17 protein-coding genes are annotated in these 18,851 nt (G+C 71.3%); 5 read left to right on the plus strand and 12 right to left on the minus strand.

The genetic code is table 11. The annotated features are described in order from the left end of the window. Positions 1-382: 382 nt before the first annotated feature. On the plus strand, positions 383-1,270 hold the full coding sequence (locus DT019_RS04395) for a YceI family protein (RefSeq protein ID WP_114035310.1): 888 nt from the start codon (positions 383-385) through the stop codon (positions 1,268-1,270). A 188-nt stretch (positions 1,271-1,458) separates the two neighbouring features. Here DT019_RS04395 and DT019_RS04400 read toward each other — a convergent pair whose 3' ends face one another. After that, on the minus strand, positions 1,459-1,707 hold the full coding sequence (locus DT019_RS04400) for a hypothetical protein (RefSeq protein ID WP_114035311.1): 249 nt from the start codon (positions 1,705-1,707) through the stop codon (positions 1,459-1,461). A gap of 79 nt (positions 1,708-1,786) precedes the next feature. On the opposite strand from DT019_RS04400, the gene holA reads away from it, so the two are divergent. Then, a complete protein-coding gene (gene holA, locus DT019_RS04405; RefSeq protein ID WP_114035312.1) occupies positions 1,787-2,773 on the plus strand; it encodes a DNA polymerase III subunit delta in 987 nt (328 codons plus the stop codon). Positions 2,774-2,940: 167 nt separating this feature from the next. Here the strand turns inward: holA and DT019_RS04410 are convergent, their stop codons facing one another. The 6 genes from DT019_RS04410 to DT019_RS04435 are packed head-to-tail and all read right to left on the minus strand — an operon-like array spanning position 2,941 to position 9,622. After that, entirely contained in the window at positions 2,941-3,126 is a 186-nt protein-coding gene (locus DT019_RS04410; RefSeq protein WP_114035313.1) for an acyl-CoA carboxylase subunit epsilon, read from the minus strand. Between the two features lie 9 nt (positions 3,127-3,135). Next, positions 3,136-4,710 (minus strand): acyl-CoA carboxylase subunit beta, encoded by a 1,575-nt coding sequence (locus DT019_RS04415; protein ID WP_411292691.1) that lies wholly within the window; start codon positions 4,708-4,710, stop codon positions 3,136-3,138. Next, positions 4,703-5,755: a Gfo/Idh/MocA family protein gene (locus DT019_RS04420; protein WP_114035315.1), complete on the minus strand. Its 1,053-nt coding sequence runs from the start codon at positions 5,753-5,755 to the stop codon at positions 4,703-4,705. Before DT019_RS04420 ends, DT019_RS04415 begins: the two co-directional genes overlap by 8 nt. After that, positions 5,748-7,205: an NDP-hexose 2,3-dehydratase family protein gene (locus DT019_RS04425; RefSeq protein ID WP_114035316.1), complete on the minus strand. Its 1,458-nt coding sequence runs from the start codon at positions 7,203-7,205 to the stop codon at positions 5,748-5,750. The genes DT019_RS04420 and DT019_RS04425 overlap by 8 nt, the downstream gene beginning before the upstream one ends. 50 nt (positions 7,206-7,255) lie before the next feature. After that, the gene (gene rfbH / locus DT019_RS04430) at positions 7,256-8,557 is read right to left on the minus strand and encodes a lipopolysaccharide biosynthesis protein RfbH (protein WP_114035317.1); all 1,302 of its coding nucleotides are present in this window, start codon (positions 8,555-8,557) and stop codon (positions 7,256-7,258) included. A 39-nt stretch (positions 8,558-8,596) separates the two neighbouring features. Beyond that, positions 8,597-9,622: an NAD-dependent epimerase/dehydratase family protein gene (locus DT019_RS04435; protein WP_223279297.1), complete on the minus strand. Its 1,026-nt coding sequence runs from the start codon at positions 9,620-9,622 to the stop codon at positions 8,597-8,599. A gap of 122 nt (positions 9,623-9,744) precedes the next feature. Here DT019_RS04435 and DT019_RS04440 point away from each other — a divergent pair, with 122 nt between their 5' ends. Further along, positions 9,745-10,368 (plus strand): dTDP-4-dehydrorhamnose 3,5-epimerase family protein, encoded by a 624-nt coding sequence (locus tag DT019_RS04440; protein ID WP_114035318.1) that lies wholly within the window; start codon positions 9,745-9,747, stop codon positions 10,366-10,368. Positions 10,369-10,720: 352 nt separating this feature from the next. Here the strand turns inward: DT019_RS04440 and DT019_RS04445 are convergent, their stop codons facing one another. The 5 genes from DT019_RS04445 to DT019_RS04465 form a co-directional block, all read right to left on the minus strand. Further along, the gene (locus tag DT019_RS04445) at positions 10,721-12,325 is read right to left on the minus strand and encodes an FAD-dependent oxidoreductase (RefSeq protein WP_223279298.1); all 1,605 of its coding nucleotides are present in this window, start codon (positions 12,323-12,325) and stop codon (positions 10,721-10,723) included. Next, positions 12,322-13,338 (minus strand): dTDP-glucose 4,6-dehydratase, encoded by a 1,017-nt coding sequence (rfbB, locus tag DT019_RS04450; protein ID WP_223279299.1) that lies wholly within the window; start codon positions 13,336-13,338, stop codon positions 12,322-12,324. The genes DT019_RS04445 and rfbB overlap by 4 nt, the downstream gene beginning before the upstream one ends. Next, complete coding sequence (locus tag DT019_RS04455; protein WP_114035319.1) at positions 13,335-14,402, minus strand: glucose-1-phosphate thymidylyltransferase; 1,068 nt, start codon at positions 14,400-14,402, stop codon at positions 13,335-13,337. Before DT019_RS04455 ends, rfbB begins: the two co-directional genes overlap by 4 nt. An 81-nt stretch (positions 14,403-14,483) precedes the next feature. Beyond that, entirely contained in the window at positions 14,484-15,059 is a 576-nt protein-coding gene (gene ssuE / locus DT019_RS04460) for an NADPH-dependent FMN reductase (protein WP_114035320.1), read from the minus strand. 78 nt (positions 15,060-15,137) lie between these two features. Further along, positions 15,138-16,280 carry a MupA/Atu3671 family FMN-dependent luciferase-like monooxygenase gene (locus DT019_RS04465; protein WP_114035321.1) on the minus strand — a complete coding sequence of 381 codons (1,143 nt, stop codon included), beginning with the start codon at positions 16,278-16,280 and terminating at the stop codon, positions 15,138-15,140. Between the two features lie 402 nt (positions 16,281-16,682). Between DT019_RS04465 and DT019_RS04470 the strand changes: the two genes are divergently transcribed. Continuing rightward, the gene (locus DT019_RS04470) at positions 16,683-18,206 is read left to right on the plus strand and encodes a class I adenylate-forming enzyme family protein (RefSeq protein WP_114035322.1); all 1,524 of its coding nucleotides are present in this window, start codon (positions 16,683-16,685) and stop codon (positions 18,204-18,206) included. Positions 18,207-18,246: 40 nt separating this feature from the next. Next, positions 18,247-18,504: a phosphopantetheine-binding protein gene (locus DT019_RS04475; RefSeq protein ID WP_114035323.1), complete on the plus strand. Its 258-nt coding sequence runs from the start codon at positions 18,247-18,249 to the stop codon at positions 18,502-18,504. The last annotated feature ends 347 nt before the right edge of the window (positions 18,505-18,851 follow it).

Here is an 18,851-nt window from a genome sequence, read left to right on the forward strand (position 1 = left end):
CGTACCACGGCTGGATGGCGGTTCCAGACGGTCACGCTTGACGTCATCTGGCGGCAGGGCGACTTCGGCCCACCTGCGCAGTAGAGCGATCGCCCCACCGCTGATTACATCGGACTCATTCGTCTAGGTCGCGCGAGGGAGGGCAGGGCACGGAGGGGACGGGACGAAGCGGATTCGCCCGGGGCAAGCGGAATGACCAATTCGGGCCTCTGGTGACAGGTGCCGCAACAGCACACACGGGCCGCGTTTGCCTCGAACGGCACAACAGTGATCGAATGCGTCTTCGTCAAGGGGCCGCAGACCTGCTGTGGCGAGGACGGACGAGGATGTCTGCCCCCTGCGCGGCCCGGCAGATACTTCTTCGCACGGGGGTGCGTGCACAGTGTTCAGCCGCTGGTTCGGCAAGAGCTCGACCGGTTCTCCGCTCCGTACCGGGCCCCTGGCCGGGCTCACCGTCCCGTCGACCGCGGGCGCGCTCAGCTGTCGTGTGCTGGATCCGGTCAGCGAGCCCGTTCAGCGGGCCGAGTTCGTCGTCAGCGACGCGTCCGGCCGCAGGGTCGTGGGCGGGGAGACCGACCCGTTCGGGACCGTGGTCACGACGGTTCCGGCGGGTGAGTACCGGCTGGCCGTCACCGCCGAGGGCTATACGCCCTTCCACGGCAACGCCACAGTCACCGCGGGCGGGCTCGCCGCGCTCGGTGACGTCACGCTCCAGGTGTCCACCCCGCCCGCGCTGCCGGACGCGGGCGAGTGGGAGCTCGACCCGACGCACTCGCAGATCGGCTTCACCGCGAGCCACATCGGACTGGCCCGGATCCACGGCCGGTTCAACACGTTCGCCGGGGCCATCCGGATCGGGGAGCGCATGGAGGGGTCCGCGATGCACGTCATCATCGACACCGCCTCCATCGACACCGGCGTCACCATGCGCGACGACCATCTGCGGTCGGGCGACTTCCTGGACGTCGGGAGCTATCCGACGATGGAGTTCTACAGCGACCGCTTCGTGCACCGGGGCGGTGGCCGGTGGGCGATCATCGGCGGGCTCACGCTGCACGGCGTGAGCCGTACGGTGACGCTCGACACGCAGTACCTGGGCCTGGGAACGGGGCTGGGCGGTGAGACCCGGGGCGCCTGCCGGGCCAGCACCGAACTGCACCGCGAGGACTTCACACTGACCTGGCAGACCATGCTGGCCCGCGGGATCGCGGCGATCGGGTCCTCGATCTCGATCGACCTCGACATTCAGATCGTGCCGAAGGCGGGCTGACCCTCGGGGTTCGGGTCGGCGTCGGGTACGTCGTCTGTGGCGTCTGTGTCAGCCGCCTCGTCTCGTAGTCCGCGTCGTCCAGGTCGGCCATGTGGTCCGGGTCGTCCGGCTCGGGCGGAGGGCCGGCTGAGCTCGGCTTCCGGGCCGTGCGGAAGTCGGCCGACACCCAGGTCGCACCGGTGGGCGGGTCAGGGGGATTCGAGCCAGCCCTCGTGCTCGGCGGCCAGGGCGTCCAGGGCCGTGGGGTCCAGGCGGGCGGCGGGGTCCTCCACGACGACCAGCCACTGGGCGTCTTCGGCGTCGTCCTCGCCGGCCAGGGCGTCGCGGACGAGCTGGGGCTCCTCGGGGAGGCCGAAGAGATCGGTCAGTTCGGTGGCCACGTCCTCGGCGGCGTCGCGGTCCGGGAGCACCAGTACGTGTCGGGTCACATCGTTCACCTGGCCATTCTCCGGTACGGGGGCGGCGGAGGCGGGAGCGGGCCGGGACTGTCAGTGGCCCGTGGGATGCTGGACGGCGATGGCCACCAGGAAGAACTCCACCGACGATCCGCTCGCCCCCGTCACGCTCGCCGTGGGCCAGGAGGACCTGCTGCTCGACCGCGCCGTGCAGCAGGTGGTGGCGGCCGCCCGGGCCGCCGACTCCGACACCGATGTGCGTGACCTGACCTCCGACCAGCTGCAGCCCGGCACGCTCGCGGAGCTGACCAGCCCGTCGCTCTTCGCCGAGCGGAAGGTCGTGATCGTACGCAACGCCCAGGACCTGTCCGCGGACACGGTCAAGGACGTGAAGGCGTACCTCGACGCCCCCGCCGAAGAGATCACCCTCGTGCTGCTGCACGCGGGTGGCGCCAAGGGCAAGGGACTCCTCGACGCGGCCCGCAAGGTGGGGGCGCGGGAGGTCGCGTGCCCCAAGACCACGAAGCCCGCCGAGCGGCTCACGTTCGTACGGCAGGAGTTCCGGGCGCTGGGGCGTTCGGCCACCCCCGAGGCCTGCCAGGCACTCGTCGACTCCATCGGCAGCGACCTGCGCGAGCTGGCCTCCGCGGTGTCCCAGCTCTGCGCGGACGTGGAGGGGACGATCGACGAGGCGGTCGTCGGGCGGTACTACACGGGGCGGGCCGAGGCCTCCAGCTTCACCGTCGCCGACCGGGCGGTGGAGGGGCGGGCCGCGGAAGCGCTCGAAGCGCTGCGGTGGTCGCTGTCCACCGGGGTCGCCCCCGTCATGATCACCAGCGCGCTCGCGCAGGGGGTGCGGGCGATCGGGAAGCTCTCCTCCGCGCGGGGGGGCCGTCCGGCCGACCTCGCGCGGGAGTTGGGCATGCCGCCCTGGAAGATCGACCGGGTGCGGCAGCAGATGCGGGGGTGGACGCCGGAGGGGGTTTCTCTGGCCCTGCGGGCCGTGGCTGAGGCGGATGCGGGGGTGAAGGGGGGTGGGGATGATCCCGAGTACGCCCTCGAGAAGGCGGTGGTCACCATTGCCCGGGCGGCCCGTGCGGGGCGGTAACCGCCTGGGCCGCGCCCCGGCCCGCCTCGGGGTTCCGGGTACTCCGGGGCTTTGCCCCGAGCCCCTTCGTCTGTTGGCTGCGGGTCGTCGGTGGTTGGTCGCGCAGTTCCCCGCGCCCCTTTTGGGCCTGGGCTTCGCCCGGCCCCCATCGTCGGTCCTCGGCCTCCTCACGCTGCTCGTTGCCAGCTCACTGGGGGGTGGTAGGGCTGGCGGCGCCAGGCGGCCAGGGGGGTTATCGGGGTCACTTCTTCGGGGGGTTCGGTGGTCATCGAGAGGAGGACCACCGTCACGGCGGCCAGTTCGGCCTCCGTGGGGCTGCCCTTCAGTACGCGGAACAGGGGCTCGTTCGACACGGTCGCTCCTTACTGCGGGGGGTTGCCATGCTTGCGGGACGGCAGGTCTGCGTGCTTCGTGCGGAGCATCGCGAGGGCCGCGGCGAGGACGGCCCGGGTCTCGGCCGGGTCGATCACGTCGTCCACCAGGCCCCGCTCGGCGGCGTAGTACGGGTGCATCAGCTCCGACTTGTACGCCGCGATCTTCGCGGCGCGGACCGCCTCCGGATCGTCCGAACCCGCTATCTCCCGGCGGAAGATGACGTTCGCCGCGCCCTCCGCGCCCATCACCGCGATCTCGTTGGTGGGCCAGGCGTAGGTGAGGTCGGCGCCGATGGACTGGGAGTCCATGACGATGTAGGCACCGCCGTAGGCCTTGCGCAGGATCAGCGAGATCCGAGGAACCGTCGCGTTGCAGTACGCGTACAGGAGCTTCGCGCCGTGCCGGATGATGCCGCCGTGCTCCTGGGAGACGCCCGGCAGGAAGCCCGGCACGTCGACCATGGTCAGCAGCGGGATGTTGAAGGCGTCGCAGAGCTGGACGAAACGGGCCGCCTTCTCCGAGGCCTCGATGTCCAGGACCCCGGCCAGGAACTGCGGCTGGTTGGCCAGGATGCCCACCACGCGGCCGTCGATCCGGGCCAGCGCGCAGATGATGTTGCGGGCCCAGTGCTCGTGGACCTCCAGCAGGTCGCCGTGGTCGACGATCTCCTCAAGGACCTTGCGCATGTCGTAGGGGCGGTTGCCGTCCGAGGGCACCAGGTCGAGGAGGACGTCGTTGCGGCGGTCCGCCGGGTCCTCGCCGGACGGCAGGGCCGGGGGCATCTCGCGGTTGTTGGAGGGGAGCAGGGAGATCAGGTAGCGGACCTCCGCGAGGCAGGTCTCCTCGTCGTCGTGGACGAAGTGGGCCACGCCCGAGACCCCGGCGTGCACGTCCGCGCCGCCGAGGCCGTTCTGCGTGATCTCCTCGCCGGTCACCGCCTGCACCACGTCGGGGCCGGTGATGAACATCTGGGAGGTCTCGCGGACCATGAAGACGAAGTCCGTCAGCGCCGGGCTGTAGGCGGCGCCGCCCGCACACGGGCCCAGCATCACCGAGATCTGCGGGATCACCCCGGACGCCCTGGTGTTGCGCTGGAAGATGCCCCCGTATCCGGCGAGCGCCGAGACGCCCTCCTGGATGCGGGCGCCCGCGCCGTCGTTCAGCGAGACCAGCGGGGCACCCGCCGCGATGGCCATGTCCATGATCTTGTGGATCTTAGTGGCGTGCGCCTCACCCAGCGCACCCCCGAAGATCCGGAAGTCGTGCGCGTACACGAAGACCGTGCGGCCCTCCACCGTGCCCCACCCGGTGACCACGCCGTCGGTGTACGGCTTCTTCGCCTCCAGACCGAAACCCACCGCCCGGTGCCGGCGCAGCTGCTCGACCTCCTGGAAGGTGCCCGGGTCCAGGAGCAGGTCGATGCGCTCGCGCGCGGTCAGCTTGCCCTTGGCGCGCTGCGCCTCGGTCGCCTTCTCGCTGGGGCCGAGCCTGGCCTGCTCGCGCAGGACGTGCAGTTCGGCGACGCGCACCGCCGCGGTCTGCGGCGGCGGCTGCTCAGTCACGGTCACGGTCGGTCCCTTCCTGTCGCACGGTCGAAGTCGAGGTCGAAGCGGCACGCGGGCCGCGGGGCGGTGTGGGCGTGGCCCGCGCGCGGACCGCGTCGAGCAGGCTCGCCTGCTCCAGGCACTGCGCCGCGTCCGGCGAGCGCGGTGCCCCGGAACGCACCGCGCGCACGAACGCCTGGACGGTGGCGGCGACCTGGTCGTGCGGTGCCAGCATCAGCTCGCGCGGCCCGTGCGCGTCGGTGATCCACACCGCGGGCTTGTGGTCGGCGGCCGGGGTGAACGCGGGCTCGACGCGGATGCGACCCTCGCTGCCCCACAGTTCGTACGCCGAGCGGTAGGCGTGCTCCATGCCGAAGGCCAGCTGGCCGAGGACACCGGAGGGGGAGCGGACGAGCACCGCGCCCGACGTCTCCACGGCCGCGCCGGCCGGGCTCTCCAGGGCGGCGCCGACGATCTCCAGGCCCGCGCCGAGGAAGTACAGCGCGGCCCGCACCGGGTAGTAGCCGACGTCGAGGAGGGCGCCGCCGCCGAGCTCCGGGCGGTGCCTGATGTTCCCGGCGGGCAGCGCCGGGATCGCGAACGCGGCGCTGAACGCCCGGAGTTGGCCGATCGCGCCGCTCGTCACGAGCTCGCGCACGACCGAGTGCTGGGGGTGGTGGATGAACATGACGTTCTCCATCAGCACCAGGCCCGAGGCGTGCGCCAGGTCGAGCAGCGCCTCGGTGGTCGGCCGGTCGGCGGTGAGCGGCTTCTCGGCCAGCACGTGCTTGCCCGCGCGCAGCGCCCGGCCCGCCCACTCGGCGTGCAGGGAGATGGGCAGGGGCACGTAGACCGCGTCCACGTCGTCGCGCGTGAGGACCGCGTCGTACGACTCGACTGCCGCGCAGCCGAACTGGGCCGCGACCTCCCGAGCGCGGCCGCCGTCCCGGCTCGCCACCGCGGTCAGCTCGATGTCCGGGTCCGCCGCCATGGCGGGCAGCACCCGGCGGCGGGCGATGTCGGCGGTGCCGAGGACGGCGATGCGCAGGGGTCGATCAGTCATCCGTCAGGTGTCCCATGGCGTTGAGGCAGGCGAGGAGCGTCCTGGCCTGCACATTGACATAGTGTCCGTGCTTGATCAGCGCCGTCAGCTGGCTGATCGTCACCCACTGGTATCCGGCCGGTGGCTCGATGGGCGCGTCCTGCTCGTCGGCCTCGACGACCAGGTAGCGGTTCTCCGCGTACAGGAACCGGCCGCCCTCCTCGGAGTGGATGGCGTCGTAGCGGATGCGCTCTGCGGGCGCCGACAGGACCAGGTCGAGGAACGGCGGGCGTACCTCCAGGCCCTCGAAGTTGTCCGGGGAGCACTGCACGGTGGGGGCGAGTTCCACGGTGTCGAGGAAGCCGCCCTCGACCTTGGCGTTGGCCAGGACGTGGAGCACGCCGTCGAAGGAACGGGCCAGGAAGGCCGCGACGCCCCGGCTGCACGGCTCGATCAGGGGCTGGGTCCAGCTCGTCACCTCGCGGTTGCCGGCCTGCACCTCGACCGCGACCACGTTGAACCAGCGGCCGTCGTCCTTGCCGATGCGCGTCTCGTCACGGGTCCAGCCCGGCACGTCCTTCAGCGGTATCCGGTCGGCCTGCACGTCGTAGCGCGAGCGCTCGGTGGTGAACCAGGACAGCAGGTCGACGTCGGTGAGCAGCGCGCCCGCCTCGGGGTCGCGCGAACGGCTCAGGGACCGGCTGAAACCGTCCCCCCGCACGGCGGCCGTGCGATGGGCGGGCAGACAGGCCAGGACGGTGCGCGAGTCCATGTTCACCAGGTTGTCCTGGTGCAGGAGTTCGGAGATCTGACCCAGCGTCAGCCAGCAGAAGTCCTCGTCGAGCGGGACGTCGCCGTCCACCTCGACGATCATGTTGCGGTTGCTCTTGTGGTAGAACCACGAGCCGTGCTCGGACTGGAGCACATCGGCGAGGATCCGGCCGCGCCCACTGCCCGTGAAGTACTCGATGTACTTCACGTCCGTGCCCTGGTGGACCTTGGTGTAGTTGCTCCGGGTCGCCTGCACGGTCGGGGAGAGCTGGAGCAGATTGCGGTTGCCCGGCTCCATCTTGGCCTGCATCAGGAAGTGCAGGACGCCGTCGAACTCCTTCACCAGGATGCCGAGGATGCCGACCTCGGGCTGCTTGATGATCGGCTGGTACCACTCCCTGTGGGGGCCGTCGTCCGACGTGACGTGCAGCCCCTCCACGCTGAAGAAGCGGCCGCTGGAGTGCACCAGGTTCCCGGTGTCCGGCTCGAAGGACCAGCCGCGCAGCTCGGAGAACGGGATGCGCTCGATGTGGAAGCGGCCCGCCTTCGCGCGCTCGGTGAACCAGTGATGGAACTCCCCGGTGGTCAGGAGCCCGGCGGTGACGGCCGCGGACGCCGCGATCCGGTCGGCGACCGACGCCGGCTCACGGGGCTGGACCACCGGCTGAAGCTCAGTCAGCTCCGCTAGTGTCGACGACATGTACGCTCTCTCCTCGTCAAGGATGCTGGGGTGGAGGGGTGTCGCAGCCGTCACCAGCCGGCGACGAAGTCCCGGATCGAGGCCGTCATGAAGTCCGTGTGCTCGTCGGTGAGACCGGGGTAGACGCCGATCCAGAAGGTCTGCTCGGTGATGATGTCGGAGTTGGTGAGGTCGCCCACGATCCGGTGCGGGGCGTCGACGTAGGCGGGCTGGCGGGTCAGGTTGCCGGCGAACAGGTTGCGGGTGCCGATCTTCCGCTCCTCCAGGAAGTTCACCAACTCCTTGCGGCGGAACGGCGCGTCGGGGTCGACGGTGATGACGAAGCCGAACCAGCTGGGCTCGGAGCCGAGCGTGGCCTCCGGCAGGATCAGGTGCGGCACGCCCTCCAGGCCCTCCCGCAGGCGCTGCCAGTTGTGGCGGCGGGCGGCGGTGAAGTCGTCGACCTTGTCGAGCTGGGTCAGACCCAGCGCGGCCTGGAGGTCGGTGGCCTTCAGGTTGTAGCCGATGTGCGAGTAGATGTACTTGTGGTCGTAGCCGGCCGGCAGGGTGCCCAGCTGGTACTGGAAGCGCTTGAAGCAGCGGTCGCTCTCGCCCGGCTCGCACCAGCAGTCGCGGCCCCAGTCGCGCAGCGACTCCACGATGCGGGCGAGCGCCAGGTTCGAGGTCAGCACGCAGCCGCCCTCGCCCATCGTCAGGTGGTGCGCCGGGTAGAAGCTGACAGTCGTCAAGTCACCAAAGGTGCCGGTGAGTTGGCCGTTGTAGAGGGAGCCGACCGCGTCGCAGTTGTCCTCGATGAGGAAGAGGTCGTTCTCCTCGGCGATCTGCGCGACCTCGGCGACCTCGAAGGGGTTGCCGAGCGCGTGCGCGACCATGATGGCCCGGGTCTTGGGGCCGACGGCGGCCTTGATGCGCTCGGCGGTCGTGTTGTACGTCTTCAGCTCGACGTCCACGAAGACCGGGATGAGGCCGTTCTGCAGGATCGGGTTGACGGTGGTGGGGAAGCCCGCGGCCACCGTGATGACCTCGTCGCCCGGCTTGAGGGCGCGGTCCTCCAGGTGCGGCGAGGTGAGCGCCGACATGGCGAGCAGGTTGGCCGAGGAACCGGAGTTCACCAGGTGGGCCTTGCGCCGCTTCATGTAGCGGGCGAACCGGGACTCGAACTTGCGGGAGCTGGTGCCGGCGGCTATCCGCATGTCCAGCGCCGCCTCCACCAGAGCCACCCGGTCCGCGGGCTCCAGGACCGCGCCGGACGGCCAGATCTCGCTGACTCCCGGCACGAACTCGCGGGACGGCTCCTTCTCCAGGTGGTACTCCCGCACCTGCTCGAGAATCCGTGCCTTGGTGTCACTCATTTTGGCTGCCTCCATGGTCGTCAGTTCGGCACGAAGCCCTCAGCGGTGATCCGACACGGCCATCGTTGTGCGGGCGACTTGAAGGGCACTGGACAACGACTCGCGATGGACCGCGTCGCGGGCGTGGGCCAGCAGATCGCGCAGCGAATCGTCCAGGCTCCGCCGCGGCGACCAGCCGAGGAGCTCGCCCGCGCGCCCGATGTCCATGCGCTGCCACTCGGCCTCGGGCGGCCGTCCGCCCGCGCTCGGCGCCTCGACGATCTCGGCGGCGGCGCCCGCGAGCTCGGTCAGCCGGGCCACCAGGCTGCGTACCGAAGTGGCCTGCCCGCCGCCGATGTTGAGGACCTGACCGGACGCCTGCGAGTTGGCCGCGGCGAGCGCCGCGTCGGCCACGTCCCGTACGTCCACGAAGTCGCGGTGGGCGAGCAGCGGAGCGAGCCGCAGCGGTTCGGGCGACCCGGTGGCGAGGTGGTGCGCCACCATGCCGAGCAGGCTCGCCCGGTGCGTGCCGGGCCCCGACACGTTCGACACGCGCAGCACCAGGCCCTCCGCCGCGCCCGCCTCCGTCGCGTCGAGGAGCGCGCGGGCGCCCGCCAGTTTCGAGCGGCCGTACGGGGTGACCGGCGCGGTCGGGGTGTCCTCGGTGATCCCCGTGCGCGGCACGGGTCCGTACTCGTGCACCGAGCCGAGCTGGATCAGCCGGGGCCGCCCCGCCGACCGGGCGGTCGCGGCCACCAGTTGCTTCACCAGGTCGGCGTTGGCGCGGGTCATGTCGTCCTCGGTGGTCTGCCACACCGCGCCCGCCGCGTTCACCACCACCCCCGCGCCGCGCTCCGCGAGCAGCGCCGCGATCCGCCCCGGCTCCGCGTCGACCACGTCGAGGGGGACGATGTCGTACGGAGCCGGTGGGCCCTGGACGCTGCGGGCGACACCGGTCACCGTCCAGCCCGCGGCCCCGAACACCTCGCAGATGTGTCGGCCCACGAACCCCGTGGCGCCCAGCACCACCACCGACCCGGCCCCGCCGCCGCCCCTGCCGCCTGCTCTTCGGTCGTTCACGGACACCGTTGCTACCTCCTGTATGCGCGGTTTGAGCGGCACTGTGGCGGGTCGCGCTCGGGGACCGCTGGACAGGTGGTCATGTGGCGCTACCGGAACTTGAGTCGCGGCGCCTACCGTCCGGGACCATGAGGATCGAAGAGACCGCCGTACCGGACGCGTACCGCATCATGCCGAAGCTGCTGACGGACCCCCGCGGCAGTTTCCACGAGTCATACCGCTACGACCTGCTCGCCGCCGAGACCGGGCACGCGTTCGTGCCGCGCCAGGTCAACTACTCGGCCTCCTCGCGCAACACGGTGCGCGGACTGCACGGCGTGGCCATCCCGCCGGGCCAGGCCAAGCTGGTCAGCTGCGTGCGCGGGGCGCTGCTCGACGTGGTCGTCGACGTACGCGTGGGATCGCCCACGTTCGGCGAGCACGTGACCACGGTGCTGGACGCGCGGGAGGGGCGGGCGATGTTCGTGGCGGAGGGGCTCGCGCACGGGTTCGTGGCGCTGACCGACGACACGTGCATCAGCTACCTCTGCTCCACCGAGTTCGTGCCGGGTACGCAGATCGATCTGCGGGCGTTCGACCCCGAGTTGGGGCTGCCGTGGTCGCGGTGGCTCACGGGGGAGCCGGTGCTTTCCGAGAAGGACGCGGGGGCACCTACGGTGGGTGAGGCCTTGGAGCTCGGGTTGCTTCCTTCGTATGCGCAGTGCCTTTCCCTTTACGGGAGGGGTTCGCAGGAGGGGCGGGCCGCGGCCTAGGTGCCGGGGGCTCTGCCCCCGGGCCCCCGCTCCTCAAACGCCGGAGGGGCTGTTGTCGAACGCCGGATTCGCTGTCATTCGGCCGCGGACCGTGCGGGGCTGGTCGCGCAGTTCCCCGCGCCCCTGAACCCCTCTTGTTCCTGCGGATCGTGCTCGCTTTTCGCGCAGTTCCCCGCGCCCCTTGAAAGGCTGTCATTCGGCTGCGGACCGTGGGCGGCTGGTCGCGCAGTTCCCCGCGCCCCTGTAGGGGGGCCAGCATCGGCATCTTCAGCCTGTCCGGCGATTGTGGGGTCAGGGCAAGGGTTGGGCCCGCCTCCGGGGATGGTTCCGGGGGCGGGCCCAAGTCGTGTTCTCAGTGAGTGGGTTGGCGGGATTCGGCGGGGTGGATTCCCAGGGAGGCCAGTGCGGTCGACGGGGACTCCTTTGCGGTGCCTCGTGCGGCCAGGTAGCCGTCGGGGCGGATCAGGAGCCAGGTGCCCTCCGGGGCACCCAGGGCGGTGGACAGGTGGCCGGCCGGGTCGGACAGGGGGTCCGGGCCCGGGGTGTTCACCGTGCGGATGCGTACGGAGGGGCCGTAGTGGTCCTCGGGAGCCTCGCCGAAGGTGAGCAACAGCCACTGCGGGCGCTGGAGTTCGGCGATGAACTCCTGCCAGCCGGGGCTGGTGGCGAGGACCGGCGCCGTCACACGGGCCACTCGCTCACCCGGGCGTACGCCGTGCGAAGGCGGCGACGGGTGGGCCAGCGGGCCCGCCGTGTAGCCGAGGCCCAGCGCCGACATGCCGCCCATGATCTTGCGCTGGATGCGGCCCTTGAGCGGCGGCAGCGAGCGCAGCACCGTGAACGCGGCGCGCAGGGCGGCCGCCGCCCGGCGGCTCTTGAGCTGGACCAGCATCGTCGCCATCTTGGTGGTGCGCAGCAGCTCCGCGCCCACCGGGACCCGCTCGTCGCTGTAGCTGTCCAGGAGCGAATCCGGGGCCTCGCCGCGCAGGACCGTGGCGAGCTTCCAGGACAGGTTCACCGCGTCCTGGACTCCGGTGTTCATGCCCTGCCCGGAGGCCGGGCTGTGGACATGGGCCGCGTCGCCCGCGAGCAGTACCCGGCCGTTGCGCATCTTGCCGATCATGCGCTGCTGGATGGTGAACACCGAGACCCAGGACGGCGATTCGACCACCGCGGGGCTGCCCGTGCCGGTGCTGATCTTCGCCGAGAAGCGCCGGGCCACCATCGCGTCGTCGCCGCCGTAGGACGTCTCGGCGGTGTCGAGCAGGCGCCACTTGCCGGGCTCGGGGAACGGCACCATCATCACGGTGCCGGTGGGCGTGCGCATCCAGTGGATGCTGTCCTTGGGCAGGTCGCAGTGGACGGTGGCGTCCGCGATCAGCCAGGTCTCGCTGGACTCGCCCTCGAGCTTGAGGCCCAGCTGCTTGCGGATGGTGCTGTGGCCGCCGTCCGTGCCGACCAGCCAGTCGGACGTGACGGTTTCCGTGCGCCCGTCGGCGTGGACCAGGTGGGCGCGTACGCCGTCGGAGCCCAGGTCCTCGAACTTGGTGAGGCGCACGCCCCATTCGACCTCGACGCCCCGGCGGGCCGTCGCGTCGCGCAGCACTTCCTCGGTGATGACCTGGTCGACCATCAGCGTGAACGGGAAGCGGGTGGGCAGCCGGCTGTAATCGGTGTCGAAGCGGATCAGGCGGCGGCCGTTCTGGTGCAGCGTGAAGTGCTCCACCCGCTGGCCGCGCGGCAGCAGGTCGTCCAGGATGCCCATCTGGTCGTACGTCTCCAGGGTGCGGGCGTGGGTGGCGAGCGCCCGGCTGGTGGTGGCCGGGCCGGCCGCCGCGTCCACGAGCCGGACCCGCACACCGTGCCGGGCCAGCTCGTGGGCGGCGCTCAGCCCGACCGGCCCGGCGCCCACGACCAGCACCTGCGGTGCGGGCGCCGATTCGTTGAGCAGCGTCACTTCTGGTCCTCCTGCGGCGCGTGCTTGACCGCCTTCCACCAGCCCGGGTTGTCGCGGTACCAGGCGGCGGTCTCGGCGAGGCCGTCCTCGAAGGAGATGCGCGGCGCGTAGCCGAGCTCCTCGGCGATCTTCGCCTCGCTCAGCGAGTAGCGCAGGTCGTGGCCCTTGCGGTCGGCGACCCGGACCACCTTCGACCAGTCGTTGCCGGTCAGCTCGAGCAGGCGCTCGGTGATCTGGCGGTTGGTCTGCTCGTTGCCGCCGCCCACGTTGTAGATCTCGCCCGCCCGGCCCTGGGTGAGGACGAGCTGGATGGCGCGGCAGTGGTCGTCCACGTGCAGCCACTCGCGGATGTTGGCGCCCTCGCCGTACAGCGGGACGGTCTCGCCCTCCAGGAGGTTGGTGACGAAGCGCGGGATCAGCTTCTCGGGGTGCTGGTAGGGCCCGTAGTTGTTGGAGCAGCGCGTGATGGACACGTTCAGGTTGTGGGTGCGCCAGTAGGCGCGGGTGATGAGGTCCGAGCCCGCCTTGGAGGCGGCGTAGGGGGAGTTGGGAAGGAGCGGCCACTCCTCGGTCCAGGAGCCCTCGTCGATGGAGCCGTACACCTCGTCGGTGGAGACGTGCACCACGCGCCGGACGCCGGCGCGCAGCGCGGCCTCCATGACGTTCTGGGTGCCGCCGACGTTGGTGGCGATGAATTCGGCCGCCGACTCCAGGGAGCGGTCCACGTGGGACTCGGCCGCGAAGTGGACCACCGCGTCGTGGCCCGGGAACAGCTCGAGGAGCAGGTCCAGGTCGCAGATGTCGCCCTGGACGAAGGTCAGGCGGGGGTGCTCGGCGGGGAGGTTCTCGCGGTTGCCCGCGTAGGTGAGCTTGTCGAGGACGGTGACCTCGGCGTTCTCGTACCCCTCGTAGCCGCCCTCCAGGAGGGTGCGGACGTAGTGTGAGCCGATGAAGCCCGCGCCGCCGGTGACCAGGATCTTGTTCATCGCGCTCTTCTCCGTGGTGTTCGTCATGCCGCGACCTCCACGCGGGTGTGGTCGCCGACCACCAGGCGGTGGTGGCGGCTTGCCAGATCGATGCCCGTGACCGCGGCGGACCTGCCGAGCAGGGAGCCGTGCAGGCCCCGTACCGAGGAGATCGTCGCGCCGTCCAGGGCGATCGAGTAGTCGAGATGGGTGCCGGACAGGACGCAGTCCCGGCCGATGGACGTGTGCGGTCCGACGTGGCTGTCCTCCAGGACGGTGCCCGCGCCGATCACGACGGGGCCCTCCACGAAGGACCGGGTGATCTTCGCGCCGGGCTCGACGACGACCGCGCCGATCAGCACGCTCTGGTCGTCGACCTCGCCCTCCACCCGGCGCTCGATGGCGTCGAGGAGCATCTGGTTGCACTCCAGGACGTCCTCGACGCGGCCGGTGTCCTTCCAGTACCCGCGGTACTCCTGGGCCCGGACGGTCGAGCCGTTGGTCACCAGCCACTGGATGGCGTCGGTGATCTCCAGCTCGCCGCGCGCGCTCGGCACGATCGAGTCGACGGCCTGGTGGATGGCCGGGGTGAAGAAGTAGACGCCGATGAGCGCCAGGTTGGAGCGCGGCACCGGGGGCTTCTCGACGAGGCGCTCGACGACGCCGGTCGCGTCGACCTCGGCCACGCCGAAGGCGCGCGGGTCCTCGACCTGGGCGACCAGCACCTGGGCGGCCGGGCGCAGCGCGTGGAACTCGGCGGCGGCCTCCGTGATGCCCTCGGGGAGCATGTTGTCGCCGAGGTACATCACGAAGTCGTCGTCGCCGAGGAACGGCTGGGCGAGCTGCACGCACTGGGCGAGACCCTGCGGGCTCTCCTGCGGGATGTAGGTGATCTCGACGCCGAGCCGGGAGCCGTCGCCGAGTGCCTCGGCTATCTCCTCGACGTGGTTGCCGACGATGATCCCGATCTCGGTGACACCGAGGTCACGGATGTTGTCGAGCACCCGCTCAAGGACGGGCTTGTTGGCGATCGGGATGAGCTGCTTGGGCATGGAGTAGCTGAACGGGCGCAGTCGGCTTCCCGTACCGCCGCTCAGAACCAGAGCCTTCATGGGGTCCTCTTCTGTGGTGGTTCCGTCGTGGTCGACACATCAACAGGCACATGAATGGGGGACGTTGGACAGCGGATGAGGTCAGGCGGCGGGTACCAGCCGGACGGTGGGGGTGGTGGCGTCGGCGAGGCTCTCCACCAGGTCGGCGAACTTGTCGGTGGCCTCGTGGAGCAGCGCGTCCGTGTCGGGCTCCAGGCCGGCGAAGCCGCCCGGTCCCTTGCGGATGCCGCCCGCGTGCACGAAGAAGCTCTCGGAGACCGCGCGCGGCTTCATGGACATCAGCACCGGGCGCAGCCCGTAGTCGAGGGCGAGCACATGGGCGAGCGAGCCGCCCGTGGCCAGCGGCAGCACCACCTTGCCTTCGAGGGCGAACTGCGGCAGTACGTCGAGGAAGGACTTGAGCAGGCCCGAGTAGCCCGCCTTGTAGACCGGGGTGGCCAGCACCACGGCATCGGCGCGCGCGAACCGGTCCGCCGCGTCGGCGAGTTGGGGGTGGCTCAGATCGGCCCGCAGCAGCTCGGCCGCGGGCAGGGTGCGCACGGCGAGCGTCTCCACCCGGTGCCCGCGGCCGGCGAGCCGGTCCACCGCGAGGGTGAGTACCTGATGGGTGCTGGAGACCGGCGAAGGACTGCCGGAGACGGCGAGGATCGTCGGCATGGACAACCTCCTGATAACGGATCCTGGTCAAGGGTGGGGAGAGGCGCTTGAGGGGGGCCGGGGCGGATGCGCCCGGCCTCAGGCGGCCAGTACCGGTTCGGCGGGGGCGGCGGCCTCGCGGCGCACGGCGGCGACGCGCTCCAGGGAGGCGAGCACCAGGGCCGGGTCGGCGACGAAGTCCACCAGGCAGGCGATCTCGTCGACCCCGGCCGCGCGCACCCGGCGGGCGGTCGCGGTGCACTCCTCGACCGAACCGATCAGCGAGTTCCCGGACAGGTAGCGGTTGAGGCCGAGCTCGGCGAGCTTGCGCTGGGCCTTCACCGCGGACAGGACGTCGCGGCCCTGCTTGTTGCCGCTCATCCGGCCGCCGGCCTCGACCGCGAGGGCCTCCAGGTCGATCGCGGAGAGCAGGTAGTCGCGCAGGGCGCCGCCGCCCACCGCGCGGGCCTCGGCCGCGTCGTCGGCGACGTAGGTGTGCATCATGACCGTGACCTTGCCGGGGCCGTCCCAGCCCGCCTCGGCGCGGGCCGCCCGGTACAGGGCGATCTTGCCGGAGAGGGACTCGACGTCCTGGTTCTCCAGGTGGGTCAGGATGTTGCAGCCGAGCCGGCCCGCCTCGCGGAAGGTGCCCTCGCTGCGGGACGCGGTCACCCACACCGACAGGTCGTCCTGCACGGGGCGCGGGAAGACGGGCAGCGTGGTCTCGGCGCCCAGCGGGTTGGGGCCGGTCCAGTGGCCGGTGCGCCAGGCGGTCCTGATGTCCACGACATCCTTGATCATCTGCTCGCGCCGGGTCTCGTACTTCTCCGGCGCGATCACGAAGTCGTTGACGTTCCAGCCGGAGCCCACCGAGATGGCGACCCGGCCGCCCGAGATGCCGTCCACCATCGCGAAGTCCTCGACGATGCGGGCGGCCGGGTGCAGCGGCGTCACGACGCTGCCGGCCCGGATCTGGATGCGGCTGGTCACCGCGGCGATCGCCGCCGAGGTCACCGCGGGGTTCGGGAAGGCGCCGCCGAAGCGGTGGAAGTGCCGCTCGGGCGTCGACACGAAACCGAAGCCGAGCTCGTCGGCGCGGCGGGCCGCGTCCAGCATCAAACGGTAGGTCTCCTCGGCCCGGTCGCCGACCGCGGCGAAGAAGAAGACACCGAAGTCCAGCGGCCGCTCACCTGCCGAGCCGTCCGCGCCCTGGCCGGCGGTCTGTCGGGAATCCGCGTTCATGTAGCGCTGCCTCCTTCCCCGTCGGACGTCGTCGCGGCGGGGTCGTCACCATGGGGGCTTGCTGCCCGGCGACACCATGGGGCGGCCTCCTCGCAGCGGACTTGAGTCCCGGGCAGGCCCCGGCCGCTCCAGCAGCGCTCAAGTGCCGCCCCAGCGGAGCGGGTTGTGCTGGGTCGAGCGAAACCCGAGGAAGGCTCGAAGTCCCGACCGCGGCACCCCCGACCCCTCGAGGGCGCGGGGGACTGCGCGGCCGGCCCGCAGCCGAAACCGCACGACCGGTAGGACGCAAATGGGGGTTCCGCCCCGCAGGATGCCTCATCCACCACTACTCGACCCGGGGTCAAGACAACCCCCCCACGCTCAGGTGACCACCACCCGTTCCGATGACCACGAGGTTGCTGGATGACGACTCAGACGCTGGTTGCCGCGGACACCGGCACCGAAACCGTCCACGGGCTGCTCGCGGCGGCCGTGGCCGCCCGGCCCGACGCCCCCGCGGTGCGCGACGCCTCGGGCGCGTGGACCTATGCGGAACTGGACGCCTGGTCACGGGCGTACGCCGACTGGCTCACCGCCCAGGGTGTGGGGCACGCGGACCGGGTTCTGGTACGCGTCGGCAACACCCGCGAGTTCACCGCCCTGATGTTCGGCGCGCTGCGCCGCGGCATCGCCTTCGTCCCGGTCAACCCGGCGATGAAGCGCTTCCACCTGAACACCGTCGTACCGGACTGCGAGCCGGTCCTGGTGATCGCGCAGGACGCCGAAGACGCGGCGGTCCTGCGGGAGTTGACCGACCGGCCGGTCTTCGAGCTGGACGAGGTGCGGCGCGGCGCCGAGGCGCTGTACGACGCCGCGCCCGCCGCCGCCGACGAGGCGCCCGTGGCCCCCGGCGACCTCGGCCTGCTGATCTACACCTCGGGCTCCACCTCGGCGCCCAAGGCCGTGGTCAGCACCCATGCCCCGATCGTCTTCGCCGCCCGCGCCATCCAGGCCCGGCTGAACTACCGCGAGGACGATGTCGTCCTGGTGGCGGTGCCGGTCTCCTTCGACTACGGGCTCTACCAGATCCTGCTGTCCGTCATCGCGGGCGCCCAGGTGGTGCTCACCTCGCCGGACCGGCACGTACGCCTGCTCTCCACGCTCCACGAGCACGGCGTCACCGTCGTGCCGCTGGTGCCCTCGCTCGGCGAGATGCTCCTCACGCTGTCCAAGCGGGACCGCCGCGAGGCGCCCCCGGTACGGCTGTTCACCAACACCGGCGCGGCCCTGACCGGCCCCGTCATCGCCCAGCTGCGCGCGGCCTTCCCCCGCGCCCAGGTCTCCCCGATGTTCGGCACCACCGAGTGCAAGCGCATCACCGTGCTCGAACCGGACGGCGACATCGCGCGCCCCGGCTCGGTCGGCCGGGCCCTGGACGGCACCGAGGTGCTGATCCTGGACGACGACGGGCGGCTCCTGCCCGCCGGCACGGTCGGCGAGATCTGTGTGCGCGGCCCGCACATCATGACCGGCTACTGGCGGGCCCCGGAGCAGACCGCCCTGCGGTTCCGGCCCGACCCGGTGACCGGCGAGGTCACCCTGCACACCGGCGACTACGGCCACCTGGACGCGGAGGGCCACCTCTACTTCGAGGGCCGCCGCGACGACCTGTTCAAGCGCAAGGGGGTCCGCATGGGCACCCTGGAGATCGAGACGGCCGCCCTGGACATCGAGGGCGTCTCGGCCGCCGCTGCCCTGGCCCCGGCCGAGGGCCACGACCTCACGCTGTACGCCGTCACCGAGCTGACGGCCGACGAGGTGCTCGCCCAGCTGACGGAGCGCCTGGAGGCCGCCAAGGTCCCGGCCGTCTGCCACCTGCTCGACGAGCTCCCGCTCACCCCGAACGGCAAGACCGACAAGCAGCGCCTGCGCCGCGCGCAGAAGTGACCGACTCCCCGAGCCAGTAACCCGTTAAGGAGATTGAGCCATGACCACCACTGACGTCTCGTGGGACGCCGGCTTCGAACAGCTGCTGACCTCGGTCCTGCCGCGGGTCACCGGCCCGCTGGACCCCGCGCTCGACCTCAAGGCCGTCGGCCTCGACTCGATGGCCACGATTGAGCTTCTGGTCCGTCTTGAGGACCAGTACGACGTGGAGATCCCCGAGGACAAGCTCACGGGCGCGACCTTCGCGACTCCGGCCGCGCTGTGGGCGGTGCTTGCCGCCACCGCCGGTCACGCCTGACCCTCCCCAGAGTTTCCGCCGCACCATCCAACCCCCCACCCCTCAACGTCCTTTGGAGGACACCATGAGCCACCTCATCATCGGTCTCGCCGTCACCGTCGTCGTCTGCCTCGTCGTCAAGTTCGGCGGTGACGCGCTCAAGAAGCGGCGCGGCTGATCCTTGCGCCCCGAGGGGGCCCGCCCGACCACCCCGGTCGAGCGGGCCCCTTCCGCGTGTCCCGGGGGGATGGTTCTGGGGCTGCGCCCCAGACCCCCTGAGGGGCTCCGCCCCTCGGACCCCGGCGGGGGCTCCGCCCCCTGCACCCCCTGCGGGGGCTCTGCCCCCGCGCCCCCGTTCGCGCCTGAAC

The sequence above is a fragment of the Streptomyces sp. SDr-06 genome (genome assembly GCF_003324565.1).
Taxonomy (GTDB): domain Bacteria; phylum Actinomycetota; class Actinomycetes; order Streptomycetales; family Streptomycetaceae; genus Streptomyces.